The organism is Pseudarthrobacter equi (genome assembly GCF_900105535.1).
Taxonomy (GTDB): domain Bacteria; phylum Actinomycetota; class Actinomycetes; order Actinomycetales; family Micrococcaceae; genus Arthrobacter; species Arthrobacter equi.
The window spans coordinates 2,623,546-2,648,566 of record NZ_LT629779.1 but is presented as its reverse complement, the minus strand read 5'-3'; the positions used below and the strand labels follow the sequence as shown (position 1 = coordinate 2,648,566).

Annotated in this window: 23 protein-coding genes; 21 read left to right on the top strand and 2 right to left on the bottom strand. The window is 66.7% G+C overall.

Annotated features, from left to right (window positions below):
* Positions 1–6: 6 nt before the first annotated feature.
* Positions 7–681: an acVLRF1 family peptidyl-tRNA hydrolase gene (locus BLT71_RS11880; RefSeq protein WP_091720468.1), complete on the bottom strand. Its 675-nt coding sequence runs from the start codon at positions 679–681 to the stop codon at positions 7–9.
* 67 nt (positions 682–748) lie between these two features.
* Between BLT71_RS11880 and BLT71_RS11875 the strand changes: the two genes are divergently transcribed.
* The 14 genes from BLT71_RS11875 to nusB all read left to right on the top strand — a co-directional run bounded on the left by BLT71_RS11875 (position 749) and on the right by nusB (position 14,321).
* A complete protein-coding gene (locus tag BLT71_RS11875) occupies positions 749–2,149 on the top strand; it encodes a replication-associated recombination protein A (protein ID WP_091720465.1) in 1,401 nt (466 codons plus the stop codon).
* Positions 2,150–2,320: 171 nt separating this feature from the next.
* A complete protein-coding gene (rpsD, locus tag BLT71_RS11870; RefSeq protein ID WP_015937210.1) occupies positions 2,321–2,947 on the top strand; it encodes a 30S ribosomal protein S4 in 627 nt (208 codons plus the stop codon).
* A 144-nt stretch (positions 2,948–3,091) separates the two neighbouring features.
* The gene (locus tag BLT71_RS11865; protein WP_091720462.1) at positions 3,092–3,466 is read left to right on the top strand and encodes a DUF948 domain-containing protein; all 375 of its coding nucleotides are present in this window, start codon (positions 3,092–3,094) and stop codon (positions 3,464–3,466) included.
* Between the two features lie 16 nt (positions 3,467–3,482).
* Positions 3,483–3,713 carry a DUF6167 family protein gene (locus tag BLT71_RS11860; RefSeq protein ID WP_015937208.1) on the top strand — a complete coding sequence of 77 codons (231 nt, stop codon included), beginning with the start codon at positions 3,483–3,485 and terminating at the stop codon, positions 3,711–3,713.
* A gap of 112 nt (positions 3,714–3,825) precedes the next feature.
* Positions 3,826–6,510: an alanine--tRNA ligase gene (gene alaS / locus BLT71_RS11855; RefSeq protein WP_091723984.1), complete on the top strand. Its 2,685-nt coding sequence runs from the start codon at positions 3,826–3,828 to the stop codon at positions 6,508–6,510.
* A 1-nt stretch (position 6,511) separates the two neighbouring features.
* Positions 6,512–7,108, top strand: coding sequence for a Holliday junction resolvase RuvX (gene ruvX / locus BLT71_RS11850; RefSeq protein WP_091720459.1), 597 nt, complete (start codon positions 6,512–6,514; stop codon positions 7,106–7,108).
* Positions 7,105–8,916, top strand: coding sequence for an endolytic transglycosylase MltG (gene mltG / locus BLT71_RS11845; RefSeq protein WP_091720457.1), 1,812 nt, complete (start codon positions 7,105–7,107; stop codon positions 8,914–8,916). Before ruvX ends, mltG begins: the two co-directional genes overlap by 4 nt.
* Positions 8,913–9,773, top strand: coding sequence for a shikimate dehydrogenase (locus tag BLT71_RS11840; RefSeq protein WP_091720454.1), 861 nt, complete (start codon positions 8,913–8,915; stop codon positions 9,771–9,773). The genes mltG and BLT71_RS11840 overlap by 4 nt, the downstream gene beginning before the upstream one ends.
* Positions 9,774–9,799: 26 nt before the next feature.
* Positions 9,800–10,999: a chorismate synthase gene (gene aroC, locus BLT71_RS11835; RefSeq protein WP_015937203.1), complete on the top strand. Its 1,200-nt coding sequence runs from the start codon at positions 9,800–9,802 to the stop codon at positions 10,997–10,999.
* 59 nt (positions 11,000–11,058) lie between these two features.
* Complete coding sequence (locus BLT71_RS11830) at positions 11,059–11,568, top strand: shikimate kinase (protein ID WP_390896682.1); 510 nt, start codon at positions 11,059–11,061, stop codon at positions 11,566–11,568.
* On the top strand, positions 11,565–12,656 hold the full coding sequence (gene aroB, locus BLT71_RS11825; protein ID WP_091720449.1) for a 3-dehydroquinate synthase: 1,092 nt from the start codon (positions 11,565–11,567) through the stop codon (positions 12,654–12,656). The genes BLT71_RS11830 and aroB overlap by 4 nt, the downstream gene beginning before the upstream one ends.
* Entirely contained in the window at positions 12,656–13,174 is a 519-nt protein-coding gene (locus BLT71_RS11820; RefSeq protein WP_056079424.1) for a tetratricopeptide repeat protein, read from the top strand. The genes aroB and BLT71_RS11820 overlap by 1 nt, the downstream gene beginning before the upstream one ends.
* Before the next feature lie 173 nt (positions 13,175–13,347).
* Positions 13,348–13,911 carry an elongation factor P gene (gene efp, locus BLT71_RS11815; RefSeq protein ID WP_056079419.1) on the top strand — a complete coding sequence of 188 codons (564 nt, stop codon included), beginning with the start codon at positions 13,348–13,350 and terminating at the stop codon, positions 13,909–13,911.
* Positions 13,911–14,321, top strand: a complete 411-nt coding sequence (nusB, locus tag BLT71_RS11810) for a transcription antitermination factor NusB (protein ID WP_091720448.1) — start codon at positions 13,911–13,913, stop codon at positions 14,319–14,321. The genes efp and nusB overlap by 1 nt, the downstream gene beginning before the upstream one ends.
* 166 nt (positions 14,322–14,487) lie before the next feature.
* On the opposite strand, the gene BLT71_RS11805 is transcribed toward nusB, so the two are convergent.
* Positions 14,488–15,765: a PrsW family intramembrane metalloprotease gene (locus tag BLT71_RS11805; protein WP_091720445.1), complete on the bottom strand. Its 1,278-nt coding sequence runs from the start codon at positions 15,763–15,765 to the stop codon at positions 14,488–14,490.
* Between the two features lie 177 nt (positions 15,766–15,942).
* Here BLT71_RS11805 and pyrR point away from each other — a divergent pair, with 177 nt between their 5' ends.
* From pyrR to pyrF, 7 genes are read left to right on the top strand one after another with little or no spacing between them, the layout of a single operon-like run.
* Entirely contained in the window at positions 15,943–16,530 is a 588-nt protein-coding gene (gene pyrR / locus BLT71_RS11800) for a bifunctional pyr operon transcriptional regulator/uracil phosphoribosyltransferase PyrR (RefSeq protein ID WP_091720442.1), read from the top strand.
* Positions 16,527–17,555, top strand: a complete 1,029-nt coding sequence (locus BLT71_RS11795) for an aspartate carbamoyltransferase catalytic subunit (protein ID WP_091720439.1) — start codon at positions 16,527–16,529, stop codon at positions 17,553–17,555. The genes pyrR and BLT71_RS11795 overlap by 4 nt, the downstream gene beginning before the upstream one ends.
* The gene (locus BLT71_RS11790; RefSeq protein WP_091720437.1) at positions 17,555–18,904 is read left to right on the top strand and encodes a dihydroorotase; all 1,350 of its coding nucleotides are present in this window, start codon (positions 17,555–17,557) and stop codon (positions 18,902–18,904) included. The genes BLT71_RS11795 and BLT71_RS11790 overlap by 1 nt, the downstream gene beginning before the upstream one ends.
* Positions 18,904–19,422: a PH-like domain-containing protein gene (locus tag BLT71_RS11785; RefSeq protein WP_091720434.1), complete on the top strand. Its 519-nt coding sequence runs from the start codon at positions 18,904–18,906 to the stop codon at positions 19,420–19,422. The genes BLT71_RS11790 and BLT71_RS11785 overlap by 1 nt, the downstream gene beginning before the upstream one ends.
* Before the next feature lie 19 nt (positions 19,423–19,441).
* Positions 19,442–20,752: a glutamine-hydrolyzing carbamoyl-phosphate synthase small subunit gene (carA, locus tag BLT71_RS11780; RefSeq protein ID WP_231994280.1), complete on the top strand. Its 1,311-nt coding sequence runs from the start codon at positions 19,442–19,444 to the stop codon at positions 20,750–20,752.
* Complete coding sequence (carB, locus tag BLT71_RS11775; RefSeq protein ID WP_091720429.1) at positions 20,752–24,081, top strand: carbamoyl-phosphate synthase large subunit; 3,330 nt, start codon at positions 20,752–20,754, stop codon at positions 24,079–24,081. Before carA ends, carB begins: the two co-directional genes overlap by 1 nt.
* Positions 24,074–24,946 (top strand): orotidine-5'-phosphate decarboxylase, encoded by an 873-nt coding sequence (gene pyrF, locus BLT71_RS11770; protein ID WP_091720427.1) that lies wholly within the window; start codon positions 24,074–24,076, stop codon positions 24,944–24,946. The genes carB and pyrF overlap by 8 nt, the downstream gene beginning before the upstream one ends.
* The last annotated feature ends 75 nt before the right edge of the window (positions 24,947–25,021 follow it).

Sequence of the window (25,021 nt, the reverse complement as noted above, 5' to 3'; positions counted from 1 at the left end):
CAGGGTCTACTTCCCCGGCGCATCACTGACTGTGATCCGGATGGAGCAAGCGTCGGAGGCGGCTTTCTTCACGACGGCGGCCCGGGGCTCCGGCACATCCAGGTATGCCAGGCGGTGCAGTCCGGCCCACTTGGCCAGCGCTGGGTGCCCCAGGACTGCTTCGGCGAGGGCCCTGTCCCCACCCGGGACGACATATTCGAAGGGTTCGGCCGCAAACACCTGGGCGGCCTGCAACGCCACGGCATCCACCAGGGCGTCGGCCTGGTTGGAGCGGCGCCGGGCAAACCGCTGCTGTGACTGGCCGCCGGCCGCGGTGCGGGACTGGACATACCGGGTGCCCGCTTTGGAAGCCAGCAAGAGGCCCTCGGCAGCAATGCCGACACCATAGCCGCCGCGCCGCACCAGGAGCAGGCCGCACCGGCGCGGCTGTGCGGCCAGCGACGCCAGGCGTTCCAGCGGGTCGGCTCCCCGTCCGGGCCGCCCATGGGCGGGCCAGGGAGCTTCGAGGAGCGCTTCGGCGCCGTCACCTGCCAATAGCCGCACGCCGTCGTCGTCTTCCCGTATTGCGAAACCGTCATGGCTGCCGGCGAACCGCCCGGTCCAGCCGGCCAGCCGGGAACCGGAAACAAACGCCGTCCGGACCGAGGGGGAGCGGCCGCTGCCGGCGTCATGGGTGGTCATGGCAGGTTCGGGTTCCTTCCGGATAGCTGTGGCGGGATCGCCGGGCGACTGGAAGTAGCCTATCTATGTGGATGATCTCTTTGGGCCGGGGCAGGGCAATGACGACGACGGCGATTCGGCCGCCGCGGGCAGCGCAGCCGCCAGCTCCTCACCACGCAGTCCGCTGGCTGTCCGCATGCGGCCGCGCACCCTCGACGACGTGGTGGGCCAGCAGCACCTGCTGGGCCAGGGATCGCCGCTGCGCCAGCTGGCGGCCGGAGCCGACGCCGCCGGGCCGGCCGGGCCAAGTTCGCTGATCCTGTGGGGGCCGCCAGGGACCGGCAAAACCACACTGGCGCATGTGATCGCCCGGGGGCCGGGCCGCAAGTTCGTGGAGCTCTCAGCCATCACCGCCGGCGTCAAGGACGTCCGCCGCGTCATGGACGACGCCCTGACTGCGCGTGACCTGTACAAGACCACCACCGTGCTGTTCCTGGACGAGATCCACCGATTCAACAAGGCCCAGCAGGACGCACTCCTTCCCGGCGTCGAAAACCGCTGGGTGGTGCTGGTGGCCGCCACCACCGAAAACCCGTCCTTCTCGGTGGTGTCGCCGCTCCTTTCCCGTTCCCTGCTGTTGACCCTCAAGCCGCTCACGGACGCCGACATCGAAGGGCTGCTCAGCCGTGCCGTAGCGGACCCCCGGGGACTTGACGGCAAAGCGGAACTGGACCCCGAAGCCCTGGCCCATTTGGTCCGGCTGTCCGGCGGCGACGCCCGCCGTGCCCTCACCGCCCTGGAAGCCGCGGCCGGCGTGGCGTTCGGTGATGCCGACGACGCCGGAACCGGGCCGGTAACCGTGGAACTCAAGCACACCGAACGGGCCCTCGACGTCGCAGCCGTCCGCTACGACCGGGCGGGAGACCAGCACTACGACGTCGCCAGCGCGTTCATCAAATCCATCCGCGGCTCCGACGTTGACGCCGCCCTCCACTACCTGGCGCGCATGCTCGAGGCCGGCGAGGACCCGCGGTTCGTGGCCCGCCGCATCGTCATCTCAGCCGCCGAGGACGTGGGCATGGCCGATCCCACGGCATTGCAGACAGCCGTGGCCGCCGCCCAGGCAGTGCAGCTGATCGGCATGCCGGAGGGCCGGATCATCCTGGCCGAGGCGGTGGTCCACCTTGCCACGGCGCCAAAATCGAACGCCGCCTACATGGGCATCAACAAGGCCATCGCCGATGTGCGCGCCGGTATGGGCAACGGCATCCCGCCCCACCTGAGGGACTCGCACTACCCGGGCTCCAAACAACTGGGGCACGGGAAAGGCTACAAATACGCCCACGACGCCCCGCACGCCGTGGCTGCACAACAGTATCCGCCGGACGACCTGGTGGGCCGGGACTACTACCAGCCCACCGGCAACGGAGCTGAACGCGACATCGCCGCCAGGCTGGAGCGGCTGCGGAAGATTGTCAGGGGCAAGTAGCCGCCGTGCTAAGGTAGATGTTTGTCTGGCAAGGCACAGGCGCACAATCCACCGAATTTTCGTTTGATGGAGCTGCGCCCTGCGCCCAGTAGCAAAAGGCAGCGGTTGGCCGATGCTCTCCATCAAGGAGGCCAGTAACACTGACACACCGCAGATATTGGAAGGACACAAGTGGCTAACAACACTCGTGCTCGCCGTCAGGCCCGCCTCTCGCGGTCCCTCGGCATTGCTCTGACCCCCAAGGCCGCCAAGTACATGGAGCGCCGCCCGTACGGCCCCGGTGAGCATGGCCGTGCCCGCAAGAAGCAGGACTCCGACTACGCCGTACGTCTGCGCGAAAAGCAGCGCCTGCGTGCCCAGTACGGCATCCGCGAAGCACAGATGACCCGTGCCTTCGAGGAAGCCCGCCGTACCAAGGGCCTGACCGGTGAGAACCTCATCGAACTGCTCGAAATGCGCCTTGACGCCCTGGTCCTGCGTGCCGGCTTCGCCCGCACCATCGCCCAGGCCCGCCAGCTGGTTGTGCACCGCCACATCCTGGTTGACGGCATCCGCGTTGACCGTCCGTCGTTCCGCGTCGGCGAGGGCCAGCTGGTCCACGTCCACAGCCGCAGCGAGACCATGGTTCCGCTCCAGGTTGCAGCAGCCGGCGCACACCGCGATGTCCTGCCTGCCGTCCCGGCCTACCTGGACGTCAAGCTTGAGGCACTGCAGGCCCGCCTGGTCCGCCGCCCCAAGCGCTCCGAAATCCCGGTGACCTGCGAAGAGCAGCTCGTCGTCGAATTCTACGCACGCTAAATCCCAGCAGCGTATACAAAGAAGCCCGTGGCAAGCGCCACGGGCTTCTTTGTATGTAAGGTACTTGGGGGACATCTGCCCAACGCGGTTCGCGGGGTGCGCAGGATGGTTCCGGACCACAGAATTTCAAGGAGATGAACGTCTATGACTGGTGGCGATATCGCCGGCCTGGTCGCTGCCGGAGTGTTTGCACTCCTGGTACTGCTGCTCGCCGTGCCCATCCTCAAGCTGGGCAAGGTGCTGGACGAGGTGCGGACGTCCATCCGGTCACTGAGCGACGGCGCGACGCCCCTGATGGATGAGGTCACGGCCACCGTGACCACCACCAACCAGCAGCTGAAGAAGGTGGACGGCATTTCGTCCAATGTCTCTGATGCTTCGGCCAACCTTTCCGCGTTGTCGTCCCTGGTGGCCGCCACCGTCGGTTCACCGCTGATCAAGGTGGCCGCGTTCAGCTACGGCGTCCGCAGTGCGCTCTCCAACCGCAAGAAGCCCGCCACCGGCCGCCGCAGCCGCTAAGCCCCGAAAGAACACCATGAAACGACTTGTCTGGATGGGAATCGGCGTGGCCATCGGCGTTATCGCCTTCCGCAAGGTCACTGAGGCCCAGTCCGCCCTGGGCCCGGAAGGCCTCAACAGGGCTGTAGGCAGGCTGGCCGACGGCGTCTACGACTTCGCCGACGCCGTCCGAGCCGGAATGCAGGAACGCGAAACCGACCTGCGCAGTGCGCTCGGCGTCGAAACCGCGGACCTGGTCCGCAGCTGACGCCCCGGGCCATCAGCCCGCAACAACCCGGCAGGGAACCCGACCAGGCCCTGCCGCCTGAACGAACTTTCCGCGTCGTCAACCGCGGACCAAGAAGGGTATGAAACAGCTCATGAAATCGCAGGAGATCACCAAGCGCTGGGTGGACTTTTTTGTCAGCAAGGGCCACACGGCGGTTCCCTCCGCATCGCTGGTGTCCAGCGACCCGTCGCTGCTGTTCACTGTGGCCGGCATGGTGCCTTTCATCCCCTACCTCACAGCCCGCGAAGAGGCGCCCTACACCCGGGCCACGAGCGTCCAAAAGTGCATCCGCACCGGCGACATCGAGGAAGTGGGCAAGACCGCCCGGCACGGCACCTTCTTCCAGATGTGCGGCAACTTCTCCTTTGGCGACTACTTCAAGGAAGACGCCATCAAGTTCGCCTGGGAGCTGCTCACCACCAGCGTTGACGACGGCGGGTACGGCCTGCCGCCCGAGCTCCTGTGGGTGACGGTCTACGAGGAAGACGATGAGGCCAAGGAACTGTGGCTGAAGAATACCGGCGTCCCCGCGGAGCGCATCCAGAAGATGGGCAAAGCCGACAACTACTGGAACACCGGCCAGCCCGGCCCGGCCGGCCCCTGCTCCGAGATCTACTACGACCGCGGTCCCGCCTACGGCATCGAAGGCGGCCCGCTCGCTGACGAGACCCGGTACATCGAAATCTGGAACCTCGTGTTCATGCAGTACCAGATCGACAACGTCCGCTCCAAGGACGACTTCGACATCGTGGGTGAGCTGCCCAAGAAGAACATCGACACCGGCCTGGGCATGGAGCGTCTGGCCATGATCCTCCAGGGTGTCGAGAACATGTACGAGACGGACCAGGTCCGTCCCGTCATCGACAAAGCCGCCGAACTCTCCGGCAAGGAATACACCTCCGCCGAAACCCCGGATGACCCCCACCACACGGACGATGTCCGGATGCGCGTTGTGGGTGACCACATCCGGTCCGCCCTGATGCTGATTTCCGACGGCGTGACCCCCTCGAACGAGGGACGTGGCTACGTCCTGCGCCGCCTCATCCGCCGTGCCGTGCGCTCCATGCGCCTCCTCGGCGTCGAACAGGCCTGCCTCCCGGACCTGCTGCCGGCTTCGCGCGACGCCATGAAGGGCGTCTACCCCGTAGTCGACACGGACTTCGCCAGGATCAGCCGGATTGCCTACGCCGAAGAAAAGGCCTTCCTGCGGACCATTGCGTCCGGCACGGCGAGGCTCGAGGACGCGGTCAAGGAGTCCAAGGCCGCCAACAAGCAGCTTTCCGGTGAAGACGCCTTCGCCCTCCACGACACCTACGGTTTCCCCATTGACCTCACCCTGGAAATGGCCGAGGAAGCCGGGCTGAAGGTTGACGAGGCCGCCTTCCGCAGCCTGATGCAGGAGCAGCGCCAGCGTGCCCAGGCCGACGCCAAGGGCAAGAAGGGCGGCCATGCGGACCTCAGCGCCTTCCAGGAGATCCTGGCCCAGGGCGAGACGGTCTTCACCGGGTACACCGAGCTCGACGGCGAATCCCGCGTCCGCGGCCTGCTCACCGGCGGCCGTCCGGTCCAGCAGGCAGCCACCGGCGACGAGATCGAACTTGTCCTGTCGGAAACACCGTTCTACGCCGAGGCCGGCGGCCAGGCCGCCGATACCGGCCTCATCACCGGTGACGGCTTCGTGGTCGAGGTCCTGGACGTGCAGCGCCCCGTCAAGGGCCTGAGCGTGCACAAGGCGATTGTCCGTGAAGGTGAAATCGGCGCCGACTCGCTGGTGCGCGCCGCCGTCGACCGCGAACGCCGCCATGCCGCCGAGCAGGCGCACACGGGCACGCACATCGTGCACGCCGCCCTGCACCAGATCCTCGGCCCGGAAGCCACCCAGCGCGGATCCTTCAACAAAGCCGGCTACCTCCGGTTCGACTTCGCCTGGGGCGAGGGCCTGAGCACTGCCACTCGGTCAGAAATCGAAGAGGTTTCAAACCTGGCCATCCGCAACAACTACGCGGTGGACACGAAGGTCATGGGCCTTGCGGAGGCGAAGGCCCTGGGTGCCATGGCCCTGTTCGGCGAGAACTACGGCAGCGAGGTCCGCGTCGTCGAGATCGACGGCGCCTGGTCCCGTGAGCTGTGCGGCGGAACCCACGTAGCCAACACCTCGTTGATCGGCAGCCTCTCCCTCCTGGGCGAGCAGTCCGTGGGGTCGGGAAACCGCCGCGTGGAGGCCTTCGTGGGCATGGAGGCCTTCCGGCACCTGGCGGCCGAACGTGCACTCGTCACCGAGCTGACCGACCTGCTGAAGGTGCCGTCGGGGCAGCTGGCCGACCGGATCTCCGCAACGCTTGCCAAGCTCAAGGCCACGGAAAAGGAACTGGACCGGCTCCGCAAGGAACAGCTGGCAGCTTCAGCAGCCCAGCTGGTCAACAGCGCAAGGGACGCTGCGGGCGTCAGCCTCATTGCCCATGACGCCGGTTCCGTCAGCGGCGCCGACGACATCCGCGGCCTGGCCCTGGACCTCCGCAACCGGCTGGGTTCGGCCCCTGCCGCGGTGGCTGTTGCAGGCGTGGCCAACGACCGTCCGCTCGTCCTGGTGGCCACCAACGAAGCCGCCCGGAACGCCGGAGTGAAGGCCGGAGCCCTGGTTCGCCTGGCTGCCGGAGTCCTCGGCGGCGGCGGCGGCGGCAAGGACGATGTCGCCCAGGGCGGCGGCACCGATGCAGGCAAGGTGGGCGCCGCGCTGGCAGCCATCCTGGACGCCGTCGAACGGCGCCAGTCCTGACATGGCCGATCCCGCAACCGCCGGCGGCTACCCCCAGGGCGTCAAACTGGGGGTAGACGTTGGCACGGTCCGGGTGGGGGTGGCCATCTGCGACCGTGACTCCATTCTGGCCACGCCATACAAGACCCTGGACCGGAACACCAAAAAGAACTCAGACGTCCGCCTGATCGCGAAGCTGGCGGAGGAGCTGGGTGCTGTGCAGGTCATCGTGGGAATGCCCCGGACCATGAAAGGCGAGGAACACGCGTCGGCCAGGATGGCTTCCGACTATGCCGGCCTGCTGGCGGCCGAGCTCGCAGCCCGCGGCCTGCACGTGCCGGTCAACATGGTTGACGAGCGGCTCAGCAGCGTCACGGCGCACCGCAACCTGCATGAAGCTGGCATGAGCAGCAGGAACCACCGTAAAGTAGTTGATCAGGTCGCGGCCGCAGGCATCCTGCAGCACGCCATCGACATGCAGAAATCCCGGGGAGCGGATGTCGGCTCACGCGTGACAGCGCCATCCCCGTCCGTGGACCTGGGGGTCAGCGGGGCGGATGAGTCCGTCCGCGCCACCCCGGATACGGCCCGATTTTCAGATAATGGAAGGCAACAGTGAGCCCTGCCAACATTGACGACGCCTCAGGGCCCCTGAACGCCGGGGGAGGGAGGCCGCTGACGCGCAAGGAGATCCGGGCACGGGAGAAGAGCCTCGACACCGGTGGCCAGGGCGCTGTCCCTGAGCAGGCCTACGAGACCGGTGCCGACGTGCCCCCGCAGCCCGCAGATCCCCCCGCCGTCCCTGCGCAGCCGGCCACCGGCCCCACTGCTGCAGGGCCGTTGCCGGCTGCACCGGCCGCGCCCCCTTCCATCCAGGAGGCAACCCCTGACAACAGGGAGCCTGACAACGGGGCGCCTGACAACGGGACCGTGGACAACGGAACGCACGACGACGGAGGTCACCATGGTGCCGCACCGCAGGACCCGGCCGCGCACGGTGCGCCTGAGCAACCTGAACCCATCGCGGACAACGTGAGTGGCCCCCACGAACCCGACCACGGGCACGGCGACGTGTTCGCCGCCGACGACCACCAGGACCTGCATGCGGCCGGGGAACACCCGGCGATGGACGTTCATGAGTACGCGGGCGACCCCCACTATGCGGACCCGGCCCAGTACCCGGACGGTCACGAGTACCACGACAACGCCCATTACGGTCAGGCCCACGGCGACGCCGACTATCACCACGACCTGCACGCCGATGAGGCCGGCCACCACGCCGGCCACCCGGAAGACGCACACCATGCCGATACCGCAGCGCACAGCCTCATCGCAGGTGCACCGGCAACCCAGGTAGTGGGCAGGCCCTCCAAGAAAGTGCGCCGCCGCCGCAGGCTGCTGGCCCTCTTCCTCACCCTCGCTGTTTTCGTTACTGCAGTGGCCGTTGGCGCGCAGTTCCTCAAGCCCCTCCTCGGCAGCACCAAAGCCAGCGACTTCCCGGGCCCCGGCTCCGGCCAGGTCGAGGTAACGGTGGACAAGGGGGAAGGCACCCGTTCCGTGGCCATGGACCTCGAAAGCAAAGGCGTCGTGGCCAACGCTGACACGTTCCTTCAGGCCTTCAGCGCTTCGGGCGGCACGCTGGCCCCGGGTGACTATACCTTCAAGTCTGAAATGAAGAACAAGGACGCAGTAGATGTCCTCCTGGGCCAGGACAAGGGGAAGGTGATCTACTTCGCCCTCAGTGCGGGCCTGCGGGTCAACGAATCCCTCCAGGCCATCTCCGAAGGGTCCGGCGTATCGATCCAGCAACTCCAGGCGCTCAGCAACGATCCGGCGCAGTTCGGCTTGCCGGCAAACGCCAAGAACCTGGAGGGCTACCTTGCACCGGGCGAGCACCGCTTCCCGCTGGGCACGTCCGCCAAGGACATCCTGCAAGCCCTGGTCAAGGTGACCGTGGACGAGCTGGTGTCCCAGGGCATCACCGATCCTGCCAAGCAGTACCAGTCCGTGATCGTGGCCAGCATCGTCCAGGCCGAAGGCGGCCAGGCCGAATACGGCGATGTCGCCGGAGCCATCTACAACCGGCTCAAACCCAACGACCAGACCGGCGGCTTCCTGCAGGTCGACTCGGCCGTGACGTACGGGCTTGGGACGAAGAGCTACAACTTCACGGACGAGCAGCGCCAGGACAAGTCCAACCCGTACAACACGTATGCGAACCCCGGGCTGCCTCCGGGACCCATTGGCTCGCCGGGCAAGACTGCCATCGACGCCGCCGCCAGGCCCAAGACCAACGATTACCTCTTCTGGGTAACGGTCAACCTGGACACCAAGGAGACCAAGTTCGCCAAAACCCTGGCCGAACACAACGTCTACGTTGAGCAGTACAACTCCTGGTGCCAGGCGAACGTGGGCCGCTGCACATGACCCTGCGGGCAGCAGTGCTGGGGCACCCGATCAGTCATTCAAAGTCCCCGGCCCTGCATCTTGCTGCCTACCGGCAGTTGGGTGCAGACATCAGTTACACAGCTATCGACGTCACGGAGCAGCTCCTCCCGGGCCTGATGGGGCAGGTGCGCCACCAGCCGGGATGGTGCGGACTTTCGGTCACCATGCCGTTAAAGACCACCATGCTGGGCCACGTGGACGAGGTCCGCGGCATCGCCCGGACCCTCGGCGTGGTCAACACCGTCTCCTTTGAGGACGACGGACACGGACCACGTGCCATCGGCTCCAACACCGACGTGGCTGGAATCGTTAACGCCCTCCGGCACGCGGGAGCGGATACCGCACCCTCCGCGGTCATCCTCGGCGGCGGCGGCACCGCGGCGTCCGCTGTCGCCGCACTGCGGGAACTCGGAACCCGCCGTGTGCAGATTTTCGTACGGGACCCTGCCCGCACGGCAGACGTCCGTGCAGCGGCCGCAGGTGCCGGCATCGACCTGGACGTGCTGACGCTGGCAGAAGCCGTGCTGCCCACGGCTGCTGCCGACGTCGTCATTTCCACGTTGCCGCCCCGGGCGGCGGACGGCCTGGCCGCCGAGATAGCCGCCCTGAAGACGGAAACCCCGGGCGTCCTTCTGGACGTTGCCTACGACCCCTGGCCCAGCCTGATCGCCTCGGTGTGGCAGACGGGCGGCGGTGCCGTGGTCCCCGGACTGGAGATGCTGCTGTACCAGGCAGTGGAACAGGTGCGCCTTTTCACGGGCCGCGGGGATGACGTTAATGCAGCTGTCATAGATGTGATGTGCGCCTCAGTCGGCCTTCCCCGACGGGCTTTGTAACCGCCCTACGTGGCAGGATGGAAGATATGTTGCGTTGGTTGACTGCCGGTGAATCCCATGGTCCGGCTCTGATGGGAATTATTGAAGGCGTCCCCGCCGGTGTTGAGATCACCAGCGGGCACATCGCAGACTCCCTGGCCCGCCGCCGGCTCGGATACGGCCGAGGCGCCCGGATGAAGTTCGAACAGGACGTTGTCACCATCCTGGGCGGCGTCCGGCACGGTGTGACCCAGGGCGGCCCCGTGGCCGTCCAGGTGGGAAACACCGAATGGCCCAAGTGGGAGCAGATCATGGCGCCGGATCCGGTGGATCCGGAACTCCTCGCCGACCAGGCGCGCAACGCGCCCCTGACCCGCCCGCGTCCCGGCCACGCGGACTTCACCGGCATGCAGAAGTACGGCTTCGATGAAGCCCGTCCCGTGCTGGAACGTGCCAGCGCCCGCGAGACCGCCACCCGGGTGGCCATGGGTACTGTCGCCGCCCAGTTCCTCAAGCACCTCGGCATCGAGCTCGTCAGCCACACGGTGTCCATCGCCAGCGTTTCCGTACCCGACGGCCGGCCGCTCCCCGAACCGGCAGATGTCATCGCTTTGGACGCCGATCCACTGCGCTGCTTCGACAGGGAAACCTCCGACGCCATGGTTGCCGAGGTTGACGCCGCCCACAAGGAAGGCGAAACCCTGGGCGGCGTGGTGGAGGTCCTGGCGTACGGCCTGCCGCCCGGACTGGGCAGTTACGTCCACTGGGACCGCCGGCTGGATTCCCGCCTGGCTGCTGCCCTCATGGGCATCCAGGCCATCAAGGGCGTCGAAGTGGGCGACGGATTCCGGACCGCTGCACGCCGCGGCTCTGCGGCCCACGATGAAATCGTGCGCGATGAAGACGGCCGGATCGTGCGTGCCAGCAACCGCGCAGGCGGCATCGAAGGCGGCATGAGCATCGGGGACGTCCTGCGTGTCCGCGCCGCGATGAAGCCGATCGCCACGGTGCCCCGCGCCCTGAAAACGATCGACGTCAGCACCGGCGAACCGGCCAAGGCCCATCACCAGCGCTCCGACGTCTGTGCCGTTCCGGCCGCAGGCGTGGTGGCCGAGGCCATGGTGGCTTTGGTCCTGGCTGAAGCCGTTACAGAGAAATTCGGCGGGGACTCCGTGGCGGAGACCGCCCGCAACATCAAGGGTTACCTGGACAACATTCCGGCGTCCCTGGACTCGATCGGCCAGTAGTGCCCGCCCAGAGCAGTACCGGGCCCGTCGGTATCCGGCCGATCGTCCTGATCGGCCCCATGGCCGTGGGCAAATCCGCCATCGGACAGCAACTGGCCCAGCAACTCGGTGCACCGTTCGTCGACACGGATGCCGTGATCGTGGCGGGCCATGGCTCCATCGCCGACATTTTCGCAGGCCGGGGCGAACGCGCCTTCCGCGAGATCGAGGCCCGTGCTGTTGCCTCCGCCGTTGAAGCGGCCGAAGGCACGGCCACGGTGATCTCGCTCGGCGGGGGTGCTGTTCTGGATTCCGGAACGCAGCAGCTGATCGGCCGCTGCACAGTGGTCTACCTCGAATGCGATGCGAACACCGTTGCTGCCCGCATTGCCCGCAACTCCGGACGTCCCCTGCTGGCAGGGGACGCCATGGGACGCTGGACAGAAATGTTCGCCACCCGCAAGCCGGTCTACGAGAGGCTTGCAGACATCACCCTGGACGTGCGCCAGGGCTCCATATCCGAGCTCGGCAACCGGCTGGAAGCAGCACTGCACAACTACGCAGCTGCCAAACAGGAAGTTGAAAAGTGAACACCTCATCAACAGTCATCAAGGTCACCGGTGAATCGGCCGCCAACAACTACGACGTTGTGGTGGGGCGGGGCCTGCTGGGAACCCTTCCGGAAATCCTGGGGGAGCGGGTGCGGCGCGTGCTGGTCATCCACCCCCGGGCCCTGCGCCTCACCGGCGACACCGTCCGTGATGACCTTGAATCCGCAGGCTTCACCGCGCTGACCGCAGAAATCCCCGACGCCGAAGAAGGCAAGCACATCCAGGTTGCCGCCTTCTGCTGGCAGGTCCTGGGACAGAACGACTTCACCCGCTCAGACGCCATCGTCGCCGTTGGCGGGGGAGCGGTCACCGACCTGGCCGGCTTCGTGGCCGCCACCTGGCTCCGCGGCGTCAAAGTCATCCACATGCCCACCAGCCTGCTGGGGATGGTGGACGCCTCCGTAGGTGGCAAGACCGGCATCAACACCGCGGAAGGCAAGAACCTGGTGGGCGCGTTCCACCCGCCCGCAGCCGTTCTGGCGGACCTGGACACGCTGGACACCTTGCCTAAGAACGAACTCATTTCCGGCATGGCCGAGGTAGTCAAGTGCGGCTTCATCGCGGACCCCGCCATCCTCGAACTCGTGGAGAAGGACTTTGCTGCGGTCACCGATCCGCGGTCCGAGACGCTCCGCGAGCTCATCGAACGTGCCATCGCCGTCAAAGCCAAAGTGGTCTCCGAAGACCTCAAGGAATCCGGGCTGCGCGAAATCCTCAACTACGGCCACACCCTGGGCCACGCCATCGAACTGGTGGAACGCTACTCGTGGCGGCACGGCGCTGCCGTCTCCGTCGGCATGATGTTCGCCGCGGAACTCGCCCGCAGCGTAGGCCGCCTGAGCGACGCCGACGCCGACAGGCACCGAAGCATCCTCGAAGGACTTGGGCTTCCGGTCACCTACCGGCGGGACCGGTGGCAGGGCCTGCTGGACGGTATGCGGCGGGACAAGAAGTCCCGCGGCGACCTCCTGCGGTTCGTGGTGCTGGACGGTGTGGCCAAGCCGGGCATCCTGGATGTCCCCGACACGTCCCTCCTGTTCGCCGCCTACCAGGAAGTCGCTTCCTGATGCAGGGCGACATGGAAGGCACGGCCGAGTGGCCCGAGGCCGGCTTCCCGGGAATCCGGATCAACCCTGAAACCCTGCTGCCGCAAATCGTCAACGACGATGCGTGCAGGGAAGCGCTGGCAGCCTCCACCGATCCCGCCGACCACGTCTTCGTCCTGCTGGTCGAGGGCCACGGGGCAGAAGCTGCCGAACTGCTGGCCGAAGCCCGGTTCAAGGACCCTGAATCCTTCCGGCTGCGTGCGTTCGAAGCAGAGGTCCTGCGGGTTTCGAACCGGTTGGACAGGGCCGTGGAGCTGTTCCGCCAACTGCTGCACGAGGTCCAGGGGACCCCCAAGGAAGCCCTGGCACTGCAGTTCCTCGGCAAGACCCAGTACACGGCCGGGCAGACCTCCGCTGCCGTTGAATCCTTTGCCCGCGCCTTGGACCTGCGAGTAGCACAGTCCGCTGATGCGGCGCTGATCTACTCGTCAACAGTGGCCCTGCAGCGCGCGCGGGACGTACTGGACCTGGCCTGCTGATACCCCGCTTCGGGCCGCCGGGGAAGTCCGCGTCCATTTGCCGGTAGAATAGTTTTTGAATTTTTTCCCAGCTCCCCGGATCTTTGACAAAAACGTGCAGGCACGCCATGCGGCGGACTGCCCGGCATAGAACGTCTGACCACGCGCCAGACTGAGAAACCTAAGGAAACCCAGTGGCAACCACGAACGACATTAAGAACGGAACGGTCCTGAAGCTCGAGGGCCAGCTCTGGAACATCATCGAGTTCCAGCACGTCAAGCCCGGCAAGGGTGGCGCTTTCGTGCGTACGAAGATGCGCAACGTGATGTCCGGCAAGGTTGTGGACAAGACGTTCAACGCCGGCCTCAAGATCGAAACTGCCACGGTTGACCGCCGGGACTACCAGTACCTGTACCAGGACGGCGCCGACTTCGTGTTCATGGACACCTCGGATTACGACCAGATCACCGTCTCCGGCGCCACCGTGGGCGACGCCACCAACTTCATGCTCGAGAACCAGATGGTCAACATCGCCATCCACGAGGGCAACCCGCTGTACATCGAACTGCCGCCGAGCGTTGTCCTGGAAATCACCTACACCGAGCCCGGCCTGCAGGGCGACCGCTCCTCCGCGGGCACCAAGCCTGCCACGCTGGAAACCGGCTACGAGATCCAGGTTCCGCTGTTCGTCGAAAACAACACCAAGGTCAAGGTGGATACCCGTGACGGCAGCTACCTCGGCCGGGTCTCTGAGTAGTGAGCGCACGCGGTAAAGCCCGCAGCAGGGCACTGGATGTTCTTTTCGAAGCGGAGCAGCGCTCCGTCTCCGCCTTTGACGTCCTGCGTGCACGGCGCGAAAAGACCGACCAGATCGTCAACCCCTACACCCTGGAAATCGTCGAGGGCGTGGTGTCCCGCCAGCCAGCCATCGACGAGTTCCTGGAGACCTATTCGCAGGGCTGGAGCCTGGAGCGCATGCCTTCGGTGGACCGGATCATCCTGCGCATCGGCACCTGGGAACTGCTGTACAACGACGACGTCCCCGATGGCGTTGCCGTCAGCGAGGCCGTGACCCTGGCCAAGACCCTGTCCACGGACGAGTCGCCCCAGTTCATCAACGGGCTCCTGGGACGCCTGCAGCAGCTGAAGCCGTCGCTGCTGGCCTGACCCACGAACCAGCCATGAAGGCCGCACCCCCAGGGGTGCGGCCTTCCGGCGTTAAGGCGGCCGGCCGCCGTCGAACCCTGTCCTGTTCGCGGGCCAGAACCTGCAAGGTCCGGTTCCGCGAACAAGCCCGGGACGGGACGAAGGAATCCAGCGCACCAGGTGCGGGCTACGCGACGATTGCTGCCCGGAGCGCCAATACCCGCTGCAGCTGCTTACGCTCTTCAGCCTGGTGGAGCTGCACATCGCGGCCGCTGAGGATCCGCTGGCGGATATTGGCCAGCAGAGTGGCCGCCCTGAGGAAATCCTTCATCTGTTGTTTCCGGCCGTAGCCGGCTGCCCAGTTCAGCACGGTCCGCCGGCCGCCAATGGTTCCCAGCAATTCGACCTCCGCCGGGGTAAACCAGCCGGCGGCGGAGTACTCCAGCAGCCGCTGCCGGGTCAGCCGTTTTTCCGCCACCCGCAGCGCAACGATCCCGGCAACTGCGAGGCAGAAAATGGGCACCTGCACCACGATGTAGTCCACCAGGAAGCCGCTGCCCATGCTGTTCCACCGGTTGTGCAGGAACATCGCCGGCAGCAGCCCCACAAAGAAGGCCAGGATGGAAGCTCCGGTGTGCCATCGCCGGGCCGCGAAGCCCATGACCAGCCCGGTGGTCCCGGTGAAGATGGCGTGGGCGAACGGGGACATCACGCCGCGGAGGAAGAACACCTGGGCAAAATCTCCGCCCGGACCCGGCGCCTCGGCGATGGCGCGGCCAAAGTAGAGGATGTTTTCGGTGAACGCGAAGCCGCCGGCAATCGTGAAGGCGAAAACCACGCCGTCCACCGGGCCGTCGAAATGTTTCCTGGCCAGCAGCAGGAGGACCAGCAGGCCAAGGGACTTCGCGAACTCCTCGACGATGGGTGCCTGCACCGTTGCCATGTACGTCCGCAGGTCCGGTTCATCCGAGAACTGGAACGTCAGCACAAACAGTGGCTGCACCAGCAAAGTCACGGCAATCGACACCGCCGCGCCCCACGTGAAGGCGAAGAACAGCAGCCGCTTCGGCTCCGGCTCCCACCTATCGATGACCACAACGGCCAGCAGTACCAGGGACAGCGGTATCAGGGACGCGACGAAGCCACCCACGAAGCCGGCAGTCCCCGTGTTGGCCAGCAGGAACGGCACCACCAGGAACAGGCTGAGGAACGCGAGGACGCCGCCCGCCACCGTGAGGCCCACCAGTCCGCCGTTGAGCCTTCCCGGCCTGAGTGCCGCTCCCTGGTCCGGGGGAGGCAGGACGCTGCTGACGGGACGGCCGCGGTGGTCCGGGGCAGCGAGGTAATGCTGCGGTGCCACCTGGCCCATCCAGCTGGGATTCGCTGCGCCGGGCAGGGGACTGGAGGCGCCCGGGTGGGGACCGTAGGGCGGGCCCGACGGCGGCTGGTGGGGATGCATTGACATATCCGCAAGCCTAGGTGGCGGGTTGGCCCGCTCCAAGGACCGTCTGCACGCCGCGTTCCAACGTGACGATCAACGCGTTGATCCGGCGCCGCCGGGCCGCGGGCCTATGGTAATTTTGAAACGCACATGTTCCTTTTTTAATTCCGTCCTGTGAGGCGGGGAAAGGGGAGACGAGCGTTGACATCTGTCACCAGCGCACCGGTTCCAGCCAGGGTAGTACTCAGCCAGGCTGACATAGACCGTGCCCTCACTCGTATCGCCCATGAGATCCTCGAAGCCAACAAGGGATCCCGGGACCTGGTCCTGTTGGGCATTCCCCGCCGCGGATATCCGCTGGCAGTCCGGCTGGCCGAGAAGATCGCCGCCGCGGACAACACCGTTGATGCCGCCGCCATCGTCGGCCAACTGGACGTCACCATGTTCCGGGATGACCTTTCGCACCAGGGAACCCGCCCGCCGTACCCCACCAAACTGCCCCGTACCGGCATCGACAACAAAGTCGTGGTCCTGATCGACGACGTCCTGTACTCCGGCCGGACCATCCGGGCAGCGCTGGACGCCCTCGTGGACCTGGGCCGCCCGCGCATCGTCCGCCTCGCCGTCCTGATCGACCGCGGACACCGCGAGCTGCCCATCCGCGCCGACCATGTGGGCAAGAACCTGCCCACATCTTCAGTGGAAAAAGTCCGGGTCCGGCTCGAAGAGACCGACACCCCCGCCGGCGGAGCCCCCGTCAACGAAGTCGTGATTGAGGGTGGACTGTGAAGCACCTGCTCTCCACCCAGGACCTCAGCCTGCACAACGCCATCCGCATCCTCGATACCGCCGAGGAGATGTCGGCTGTAGGCGACCGCGAAGTCAAGAAGCTGCCCGCCCTGCGCGGCCGCACCGTGGTGAACCTTTTCTTCGAAGATTCCACCCGCACCAGGATTTCCTTTGAAGCGGCGGCCAAGCGGTTGTCCGCGGACGTCATCAACTTCGCCGCCAAGGGATCATCGGTCTCCAAGGGTGAATCCCTCAAGGACACCGCCCAGACGCTGTCCGCGATGGGGGCGGACGCCGTCGTCATCCGCCACTGGGCTTCCGGTGCGCCGCACCGGCTGGCCGCGACGGACTGGATCGATGCCGGGGTGATCAACGCCGGCGACGGCACCCACGAACACCCCACCCAGGCACTGCTGGACGCCTTCACCATGCGCCGGCACTGGGCGAAACTGTCGGGTACCCCGTCCGAAGGCGCGGACCTGAATGGGATGCGCGTGGCGATCGCCGGCGATGTCCTGCACTCACGCGTGGCCCGTTCCAATGTCTGGCTCCTGCGCACGCTGGGTGCGGAAGTCACCCTCGTAGCTCCCCCCACCCTGCTGCCCATCGGCGTCGAAAAGTGGCCCTGCAGCGTCAGCTACAACCTCGACGAGACACTCGCCCTGGGCGTTGACGCCGTGATGATGCTCCGTGTCCAGGGCGAACGCATGAACGCTTCGTTCTTCCCCAGCACCCGCGAATACTCACGCCGCTGGGGCTTCGATGACAACCGCCTGCGCGCCCTCGACAACCTGGGCATGAAGGACACCATCATCATGCACCCGGGCCCCATGAACCGGGGGCTCGAAATCAGCGCAGCCGCAGCAGACTCTCCCCGTTCCACCGTCCTCGCGCAGGTCCGCAACGGCGTGTCCGTGCGGATGGCTGCGCTGTACCTGCTGCTCTCCGGGGACACCCGGGAAACAGCCGCAACCCCGGTCCTGGCCGCTGCCGGAACCGCCCATTCCACCAAGGAGAGCATCTGATGGCCGGCAACACCGGAACGTACTTGATCCAAGGCGCCTCCATCCTGGGCGGCGCGCCGGCGGACCTGCTGATCCGTGACGGCATCATCGCCGAAGTGGGCACGGGCCTTTCGCCGGAAGGACAGGCCGAGGACATCACGGTTATCGAGGCCGCGGGCCTGGTGGCCCTTCCCGGCATGGTGGACGTCCACACCCACCTCCGTGAGCCCGGGCGGGAGGACGCGGAAACCGTGGAAACCGGAACCCGCGCAGCCGCCCTCGGCGGTTACACGGCCGTCCACGCCATGGCCAACAGCACTCCCGTTGCCGATACCGCCGGTGTGGTGGAGCAGGTCTACACCCTGGGACGCGCCGCAGGCTGGGTTGACGTCCGCCCGGTGGGGGCCGTCACGGTGGGCCTTGCGGGGGAGCAACTGGCAGAACTGGGTGCCATGGCCGATTCCCGGGCCCGGGTCAGGATGTTCTCCGACGACGGCATCTGCGTCCACGACCCCGTCCTGATGCGCCGGGCGCTGGAGTACGTCAAGGCGTTCGACGGCGTGGTGGCCCAGCACGCGCAGGAACCGCGCCTGACCGCCGGGGCACAGATGAACGAAGGCGAGGTGTCCGCCGTCCTGGGCCTGACCGGCTGGCCCGCCGTTGCCGAGGAAAGCATTATCGCCCGCGACGTGCTCCTCGCCCAGCACGTCGGCTCCCGGCTGCACGTCTGCCACGTGTCCACCGCCGGTTCTGTGGAGATCATCCGCTGGGCCAAGGAACGCGGCATCAATGTGACCGCCGAGGTCACCCCGCACCACCTGCTCCTCACCGACGACCTGGTCCGCAGCTATGACCCCGTCTTCAAGGTCAACCCGCCGCTGCGCACCGACGCCGACGTCCAGGCATTGCGCGCCGGGCTGGCAGACGGCACCATCGACGTTGTGGGAACCGACCATGCGCCGCACCCCAGCGAGCACAAGGAATGCGAATGGGCACAGGCGGCCATGGGCATGACCGGCCTGGAAACCGCGTTGTCCGTGGTCCAGCACACCATGATCGAGACAGGCCTGATGACCTGGGCCGACTTCGCCCGCGTCACCTCCGCGGCGGCTGCGCAGATCGGCCGGCTGGAAGACCAGGGCCGTCCGCTCGAAGCCGGTGAACCCGCCAACGTCATCCTGGTGGACCCCGCCGCCCGCTGGACCGTGGACCCGTTCAAGATGGCCACCATGGGCCGGAACTCGCCCTTCAAGGGACGCGAGCTCCCGGGCAAGGTGGTGGCCACGTTCTTCAAGGGCCACCCCACCGTCCTGGACGGCGAACTCAACACTCCCTACCCGCACGCCGCAGTCGAGGCAGGCGCCGCCTGATGGAAAAAATCCTTCCGGGACTGGCGATGCTGGCGATTATCGCCGTCGTCTTTGTCCTCCTCGGCATAGGCTGGCGCAACCGCCTGAAGCGCCAGTCCGACGTCGGGCCCCTGCCCCAGGCGCCCGCGGAACCGGGTGAGCCGTCCGCCGAAGCGGAGGGACAGTACGTTGCCACCACCACCGGCGGCGACTGGCTTGACCGTGTGGCCGTCCACAGCCTCGGCATCCGCACCAACGCAACCCTGGCCGTATACCCGGACGGTGTGCTGTTCGACCGCGCCGGCGCCCCCGCCCTCTACATCCCCGCCGCATCGCTCACCGGCGTACGGCAGGAAAGCGGGATGGCCGGCAAGTTCGTGGAGAAGGACGGCCTGCTCGTCCTGACCTGGCTGCATGGCTCCCACGAACTGGACACCGGATTCCGGACCCGCCGCGCGGCGGACAAGGACACCCTGTACACAGCACTCCAGGAATTGATCTCCTCAGCCCCGGCGGCTGACGCCACCAGTGGAAAGTAAGACAGTGAAAGCGAATACAGTGACTTCAACCACCGCCACCCCGGCAGCCCCCGCTGCGCTCGTCCTCGAAGACGGACGCATCTTCCGCGGCACCAGCTACGGCGCCACCGGAACCGCCCTGGGCGAAGCCGTCTTCGCCACGGGCATGACCGGCTACCAGGAGACCATCACGGATCCCTCCTACGCCCGGCAGCTGGTGGTCCAGACCGCACCGCACATCGGCAACACCGGCGTCAACAGCGAAGACGCCGAATCGCGCCGCATCTGGGTGGCCGGTTACATCGTCCGCGACGCCGCCCGCCGTCCCTCCAACTGGCGCTCCGAACGGTCCCTGGACGAAGAACTCGTCGAGCAGGGCATCGTGGGTATCCAGGGCGTGGACACCCGCGCCATCACCCGCCACCTCCGCGAACACAAGACCATGCGCGCCGGCATCTTCTCCGGCGACGCCGCCCTGGCAACCGACAAGGAACTGGTGGACGCCGTCCTCGCCAGCGCCCCCATGGAAGGCGCCCGCCTGGCCGAGGAAGTCAGCGTTGACGAAGCCTACGTGGTGGAACCCAAGGACCACGGCTGGGACGCCGAACCCCGGTTCAGCATCGCCGCCATTGACCTCGGCATCAAGGCCATGACCCCCGTCCGGTTCGCCGAGCGCGGTGTTCGCGTCCACGTCCTGCCCGCCACCGCCACACTGGAGGACGTCAAGGCGGTCAACCCCGACGGCTTCTTCATGTCCAACGGACCCGGCGACCCCGCCACCGCCGACGCCCAGGTCAAGCTGCTCCGCTCCGTCCTGGACGAGAAACTGCCGTACTTCGGCATCTGCTTCGGCAACCAGATCCTGGGCCGTGCCCTCGGATTCGGCACCTACAAGCTCCGCTACGGCCACCGCGGCATCAACCAGCCCGTCATGGACCGCCGCACCGGCAAGGTGGAAATTACCTCCCAGAACCACGGCTTTGCCGTGGACGCACCGCTCGACGGCGCCACCCAGGCCCCGGAGGAGCGCTACGGCCGGGTGGAGGTCAGCCACGTCAGCTTGAACGACGACGTCGTGGAAGGCCTCGCCTGCCTCGACATCCCGGCTTTCTCGGTGCAGTACCACCCCGAGGCCGCGGCCGGCCCGCACGACGCCGCGTACCTGTTCGACCGCTTCATCGACCTGATGGAAGGCACCCGGGACGGGAAGACCGCCAACGAGTCCAAGGATCCCGTGGACTCCGCCCACCCCGCGAACGCGGACAACACTGCGGCTGACAAAGCAGCAGCGGGCAGCGCAAAATCCGCCGCGCCGAAAAACTCTGACACCAAGACTGAGGACAAGAAGTAATGCCCAAGAGAACTGACCTTAAGAGCGTCCTGGTCATCGGTTCCGGCCCGATCGTCATCGGCCAGGCCGCCGAATTCGACTACTCCGGTACCCAGGCACTGCGTGTCCTCAAGGAGGAAGGCCTCCGCGTCATCCTCGTGAACTCCAACCCCGCCACCATCATGACCGACCCCGAGTTCGCCGACGCCACCTACATCGAGCCCATAACCCCCGAGGTGGTGGAGAAGATCATCGCCAAGGAACGCCCGGACGCTGTGCTGCCCACCCTGGGCGGCCAGACGGCGCTCAACACGGCTATCGCGCTGGACAAGAACGGTGTGCTCGAGAAGTACAACGTGGAACTGATCGGCGCGAACATCGCCGCCATTGAGCTCGGCGAAGACCGCGAAAAGTTCAAGGGCGTGGTGGAGCGCTGCGGTGCCGAATCCGCCCGCAGCCACATCATCCACTCCATGGACGAAGCCCTTGAGGCAGCCAAGGACCTTGGCTACCCGATGGTGGTCCGCCCCTCCTTCACCATGGGCGGGCTGGGTTCCGGCCTGGCCTACAACGAGGACGACCTCCGCCGCATCGTCGGCCAGGGCCTCCAGTACAGCCCCACCAGCGAGGTCCTGCTCGAAGAGAGCATCCTCGGCTGGAAGGAATACGAGCTCGAGATGATGCGGGACAAGAACGACAACGTGGTTGTCGTCTGCTCCATCGAGAACTTCGACCCCGTGGGCGTGCACACCGGCGACTCCATCACCGTGGCGCCGGCCCTGACCCTCACCGACCGCGAGTACCAGAAGCTCCGTGACGTCTCCATCGCCGTGATCCGTGAAGTGGGCGTGGACACCGGCGGCTGCAACATCCAGTTCGCCATCGACCCCGCCACCGGCCGCGTGGTGGTCATCGAAATGAACCCCCGCGTTTCCCGTTCCTCGGCCCTGGCGTCAAAGGCCACCGGGTTCGCGATCGCCAAGATCGCCACCAAGCTGTCCCTGGGCTACACGCTGGACGAGATCCCCAACGACATCACCCAGAAGACCCCGGCGTCCTTCGAACCGACGCTCGACTACGTGGTGGTCAAGGTTCCCCGCTTCGCGTTCGAGAAGTTCCCGGCTGCGGACAACACCCTCACCACCACCATGAAGTCGGTAGGCGAAGCCATGGCCATGGGCCGCAACTTCACCGAAGCCCTGCAGAAGGCCCTCCGCTCCCTGGAGCAGAAGGGCTCGCAGCTGGACTTCAGCTCCGTCCCGGAGTACGAGGTCGCCGAGCTCATCGAAAAGGCCAAGCGCCCCACCACGGACCGCCTGTACCAGGTGCAGCGCGCCCTGCTGGGCGGCGCCACCGTGGAACAGCTCTTTGAGGCCACCAAGATCGATCCCTGGTTCCTTGACCAGCTCGAACTCCTCAATGAGGTTTCCCGGGAGATCCGCCAGGCAGGCGCCCTCACCACGGACATGCTGCAGCGCGCCAAGCGCCACGGCTTCTCCGACGAGCAGATCGGTGCCCTGACGCACAACTCCGAGGCAGTGGTCCGCGGTGTCCGCCAGGCCCTGGGCATCCGCCCCGTCTACAAGACCGTTGACACCTGCGCCGCCGAGTTCGCCGCGTACACGCCGTACCACTACTCGGCTTACGACGAGGAGGATGAGGTTGCGCTGCACTCCAAGCCGTCCATCCTGATCCTCGGCTCGGGCCCCAACCGCATCGGCCAGGGCATCGAGTTCGACTACTCCTGCGTCCACGCGTCCATGGCGCTGCGCAAGGCCGGCTACGAGACCGTCATGGTCAACTGCAACCCGGAAACCGTTTCCACGGACTACGACGTCTCCACCCGCCTGTACTTCGAGCCGCTGACGCTTGAAGACGTGCTGGAGGTCATTGCAGCTGAGGAACGCACCGGCGGCGTCATGGGTGTCTTCGTGCAGCTCGGCGGCCAGACCCCGCTGAAGCTGGCCCAGCAGCTGGCCGACGCCGGCGTGCCCATCCTCGGCACCTCCCCGGAGGCCATCGACCTTGCCGAACACCGCGGCGCCTTCTCCCGCGTGCTGGACAAGGCCGGCCTGGTATCCCCGAAGAACGGCACCGCCGTGTCCTTCGAGGACGCCAAGAAGATCGCCGACGAAATCGGCTACCCGGTGCTGGTCCGCCCGTCCTACGTCCTCGGCGGCCGCGGCATGGAGATCGTCTACGACGAGCCCAACCTGTCCCGCTACATCGCCAACGCCACCGAGATCACCCCGGACCACCCGGTCCTGATCGACCGCTTCCTGGAAGATGCCGTCGAAATCGACGTCGACGCCCTCTTTGATGGCACCGACATGTACCTGGGCGGGATCATGGAGCACATCGAGGAAGCCGGAATCCACTCCGGGGACTCCGCCTGCGTTCTGCCGCCCATCACCCTTGGCACCAACGTGCTTGATCGCGTCCGGACCGCCACCCGTGCCATCGCCGAGGGAGTCGGTGTCCGCGGCCTGATCAACATCCAGTTCGCGTTGGCCTCCGACGTCCTGTACGTCCTCGAGGCCAACCCGCGGGCCTCCCGCACGGTGCCGTTCGTCTCCAAGGCCACCGGCGTCCAGATGGCCAAGGCGGCCGCCCTGATCGGGACCGGAGTCACCATCAACCAGCTTCGCACCGCCTACAAGATGCTGCCGGAAACGGGTGACGGTTCCACCTTGCCCCTTGACGCGCCCGTGGCGGTCAAGGAAGCGGTGCTGCCGTTCAGCCGCTTCCGCACCGTGGAAGGCAAAGTGGTTGACTCCCTGCTCGGCCCCGAAATGCGGTCCACCGGGGAGGTCATGGGCATCGACAAGCATTTCGACACGGCCTTTGCCAAGAGCCAGGCCGCGTCGAACAACGCCCTACCAACTGAGGGAAAGATTTTTGTTTCGGTGGCCAACCGCGACAAGCGCTCGGTGATCATGGGAGTGAAGCGGCTCTCCGACCTCGGCTTCGAGATCGTGTCCACCGGCGGCACCGCGGACGTCCTGCGCCGTAACGGCATCCAGGCCACCCCCGTGCGCAAGGTGGCCGAAGGCTCCAGCGCCGAGGGTGAAGGCACCATCGCGGATCTGGTGATCGCCGGCGAGATCGACATGGTCTTCAACACCCCCTCGGGCGGAGAAGCCCGCAGCGACGGCTACGAACTCCGCGCAGCCGCAACGTCCATCGGCATTCCCTGCATCACCACGGTGGCCGAGTTCAACGCGGCCGTGCAGGCGATCGAGGCCATGCGCACGTACGAATGGTCCGTCACCAGCCTCCAGGAACACGCCGCAGCCCTGGGCGAAGCCCAGAAGACGGCAGCCGCGAAGGCAGACCTGCAGCATGCCTGAGCAGGTACCAGCGCAAGCTGAAGCGCGGGGCCGGGAGTCGTTCGGCTCCCGGCTCGGCGCCGCCATGGCCTCCCGCGGCCCGCTGTGCGTGGGCATCGACCCGCACCCGGCACTGCTGAAGAGCTGGGGATTGGCCGACGACGTCGCGGGCCTGCGCCGCTTCTCGCTCACCGTGGTGGAGGCGGTGGCGTCGCTCGCTGCCGCGGTCAAGCCGCAGGTGGCGCTCTTCGAGCGCCATGGCTCCGCCGGCATGGCGGTGCTGGAAGAAGTCCTGGCTGAGGCGCGGGACCAGTCCGTCCTGACCATCGCAGACGCCAAGCGCGGCGACATCGGCTCCACCATGGCCGCCTACGCTGACGCCTGGCTGCGTGACGAATCCCCGCTGGCTGCAGACTCTGTCACCCTCAGCCCCTACCTCGGCTTCGAGTCCCTGCGCCCGGCGCTGGACCTCGCGGCCGAGACCGGGCGCGGCGTCTTCGTCCTGGCGCTGACCTCCAACCCGGAGGGTGCCTCCGTGCAGCACGTCGGGGGAGCAGACTCGGTGGCACGCCGGATCACGTCCGCAGCGGCCCGCGAGAACGAGCGGTACCAAGGAAGCCTGGGCTCGGTGGGCCTGGTGGTGGGGGCCACCGTCGGCAGCGCCCTGGTGGACCTTGACCTTGACCTCGCAGCCGTCCGGGGCCCCATCCTGGCTCCCGGGCTGGGCGCCCAGGGGGCAACGCCGGCTGACCTGCGGGCCACCTTCGGGGATGCCTATCCGCTGGTCCTGGGCACCTCCAGCCGGGACATCCTGGCTGCGGGCCCGGAACACCGGGGACTGCAGGAAGCCGCGCAGCGGACCCTGGCAGGCCTGCGCCAGGGCTGAGCCGGGAATAGTTCCGGTTTGCGCCCATCCATTGATTCATCCAGCACCAGAGGGTAGTTTCAGGACAGGTCCAAG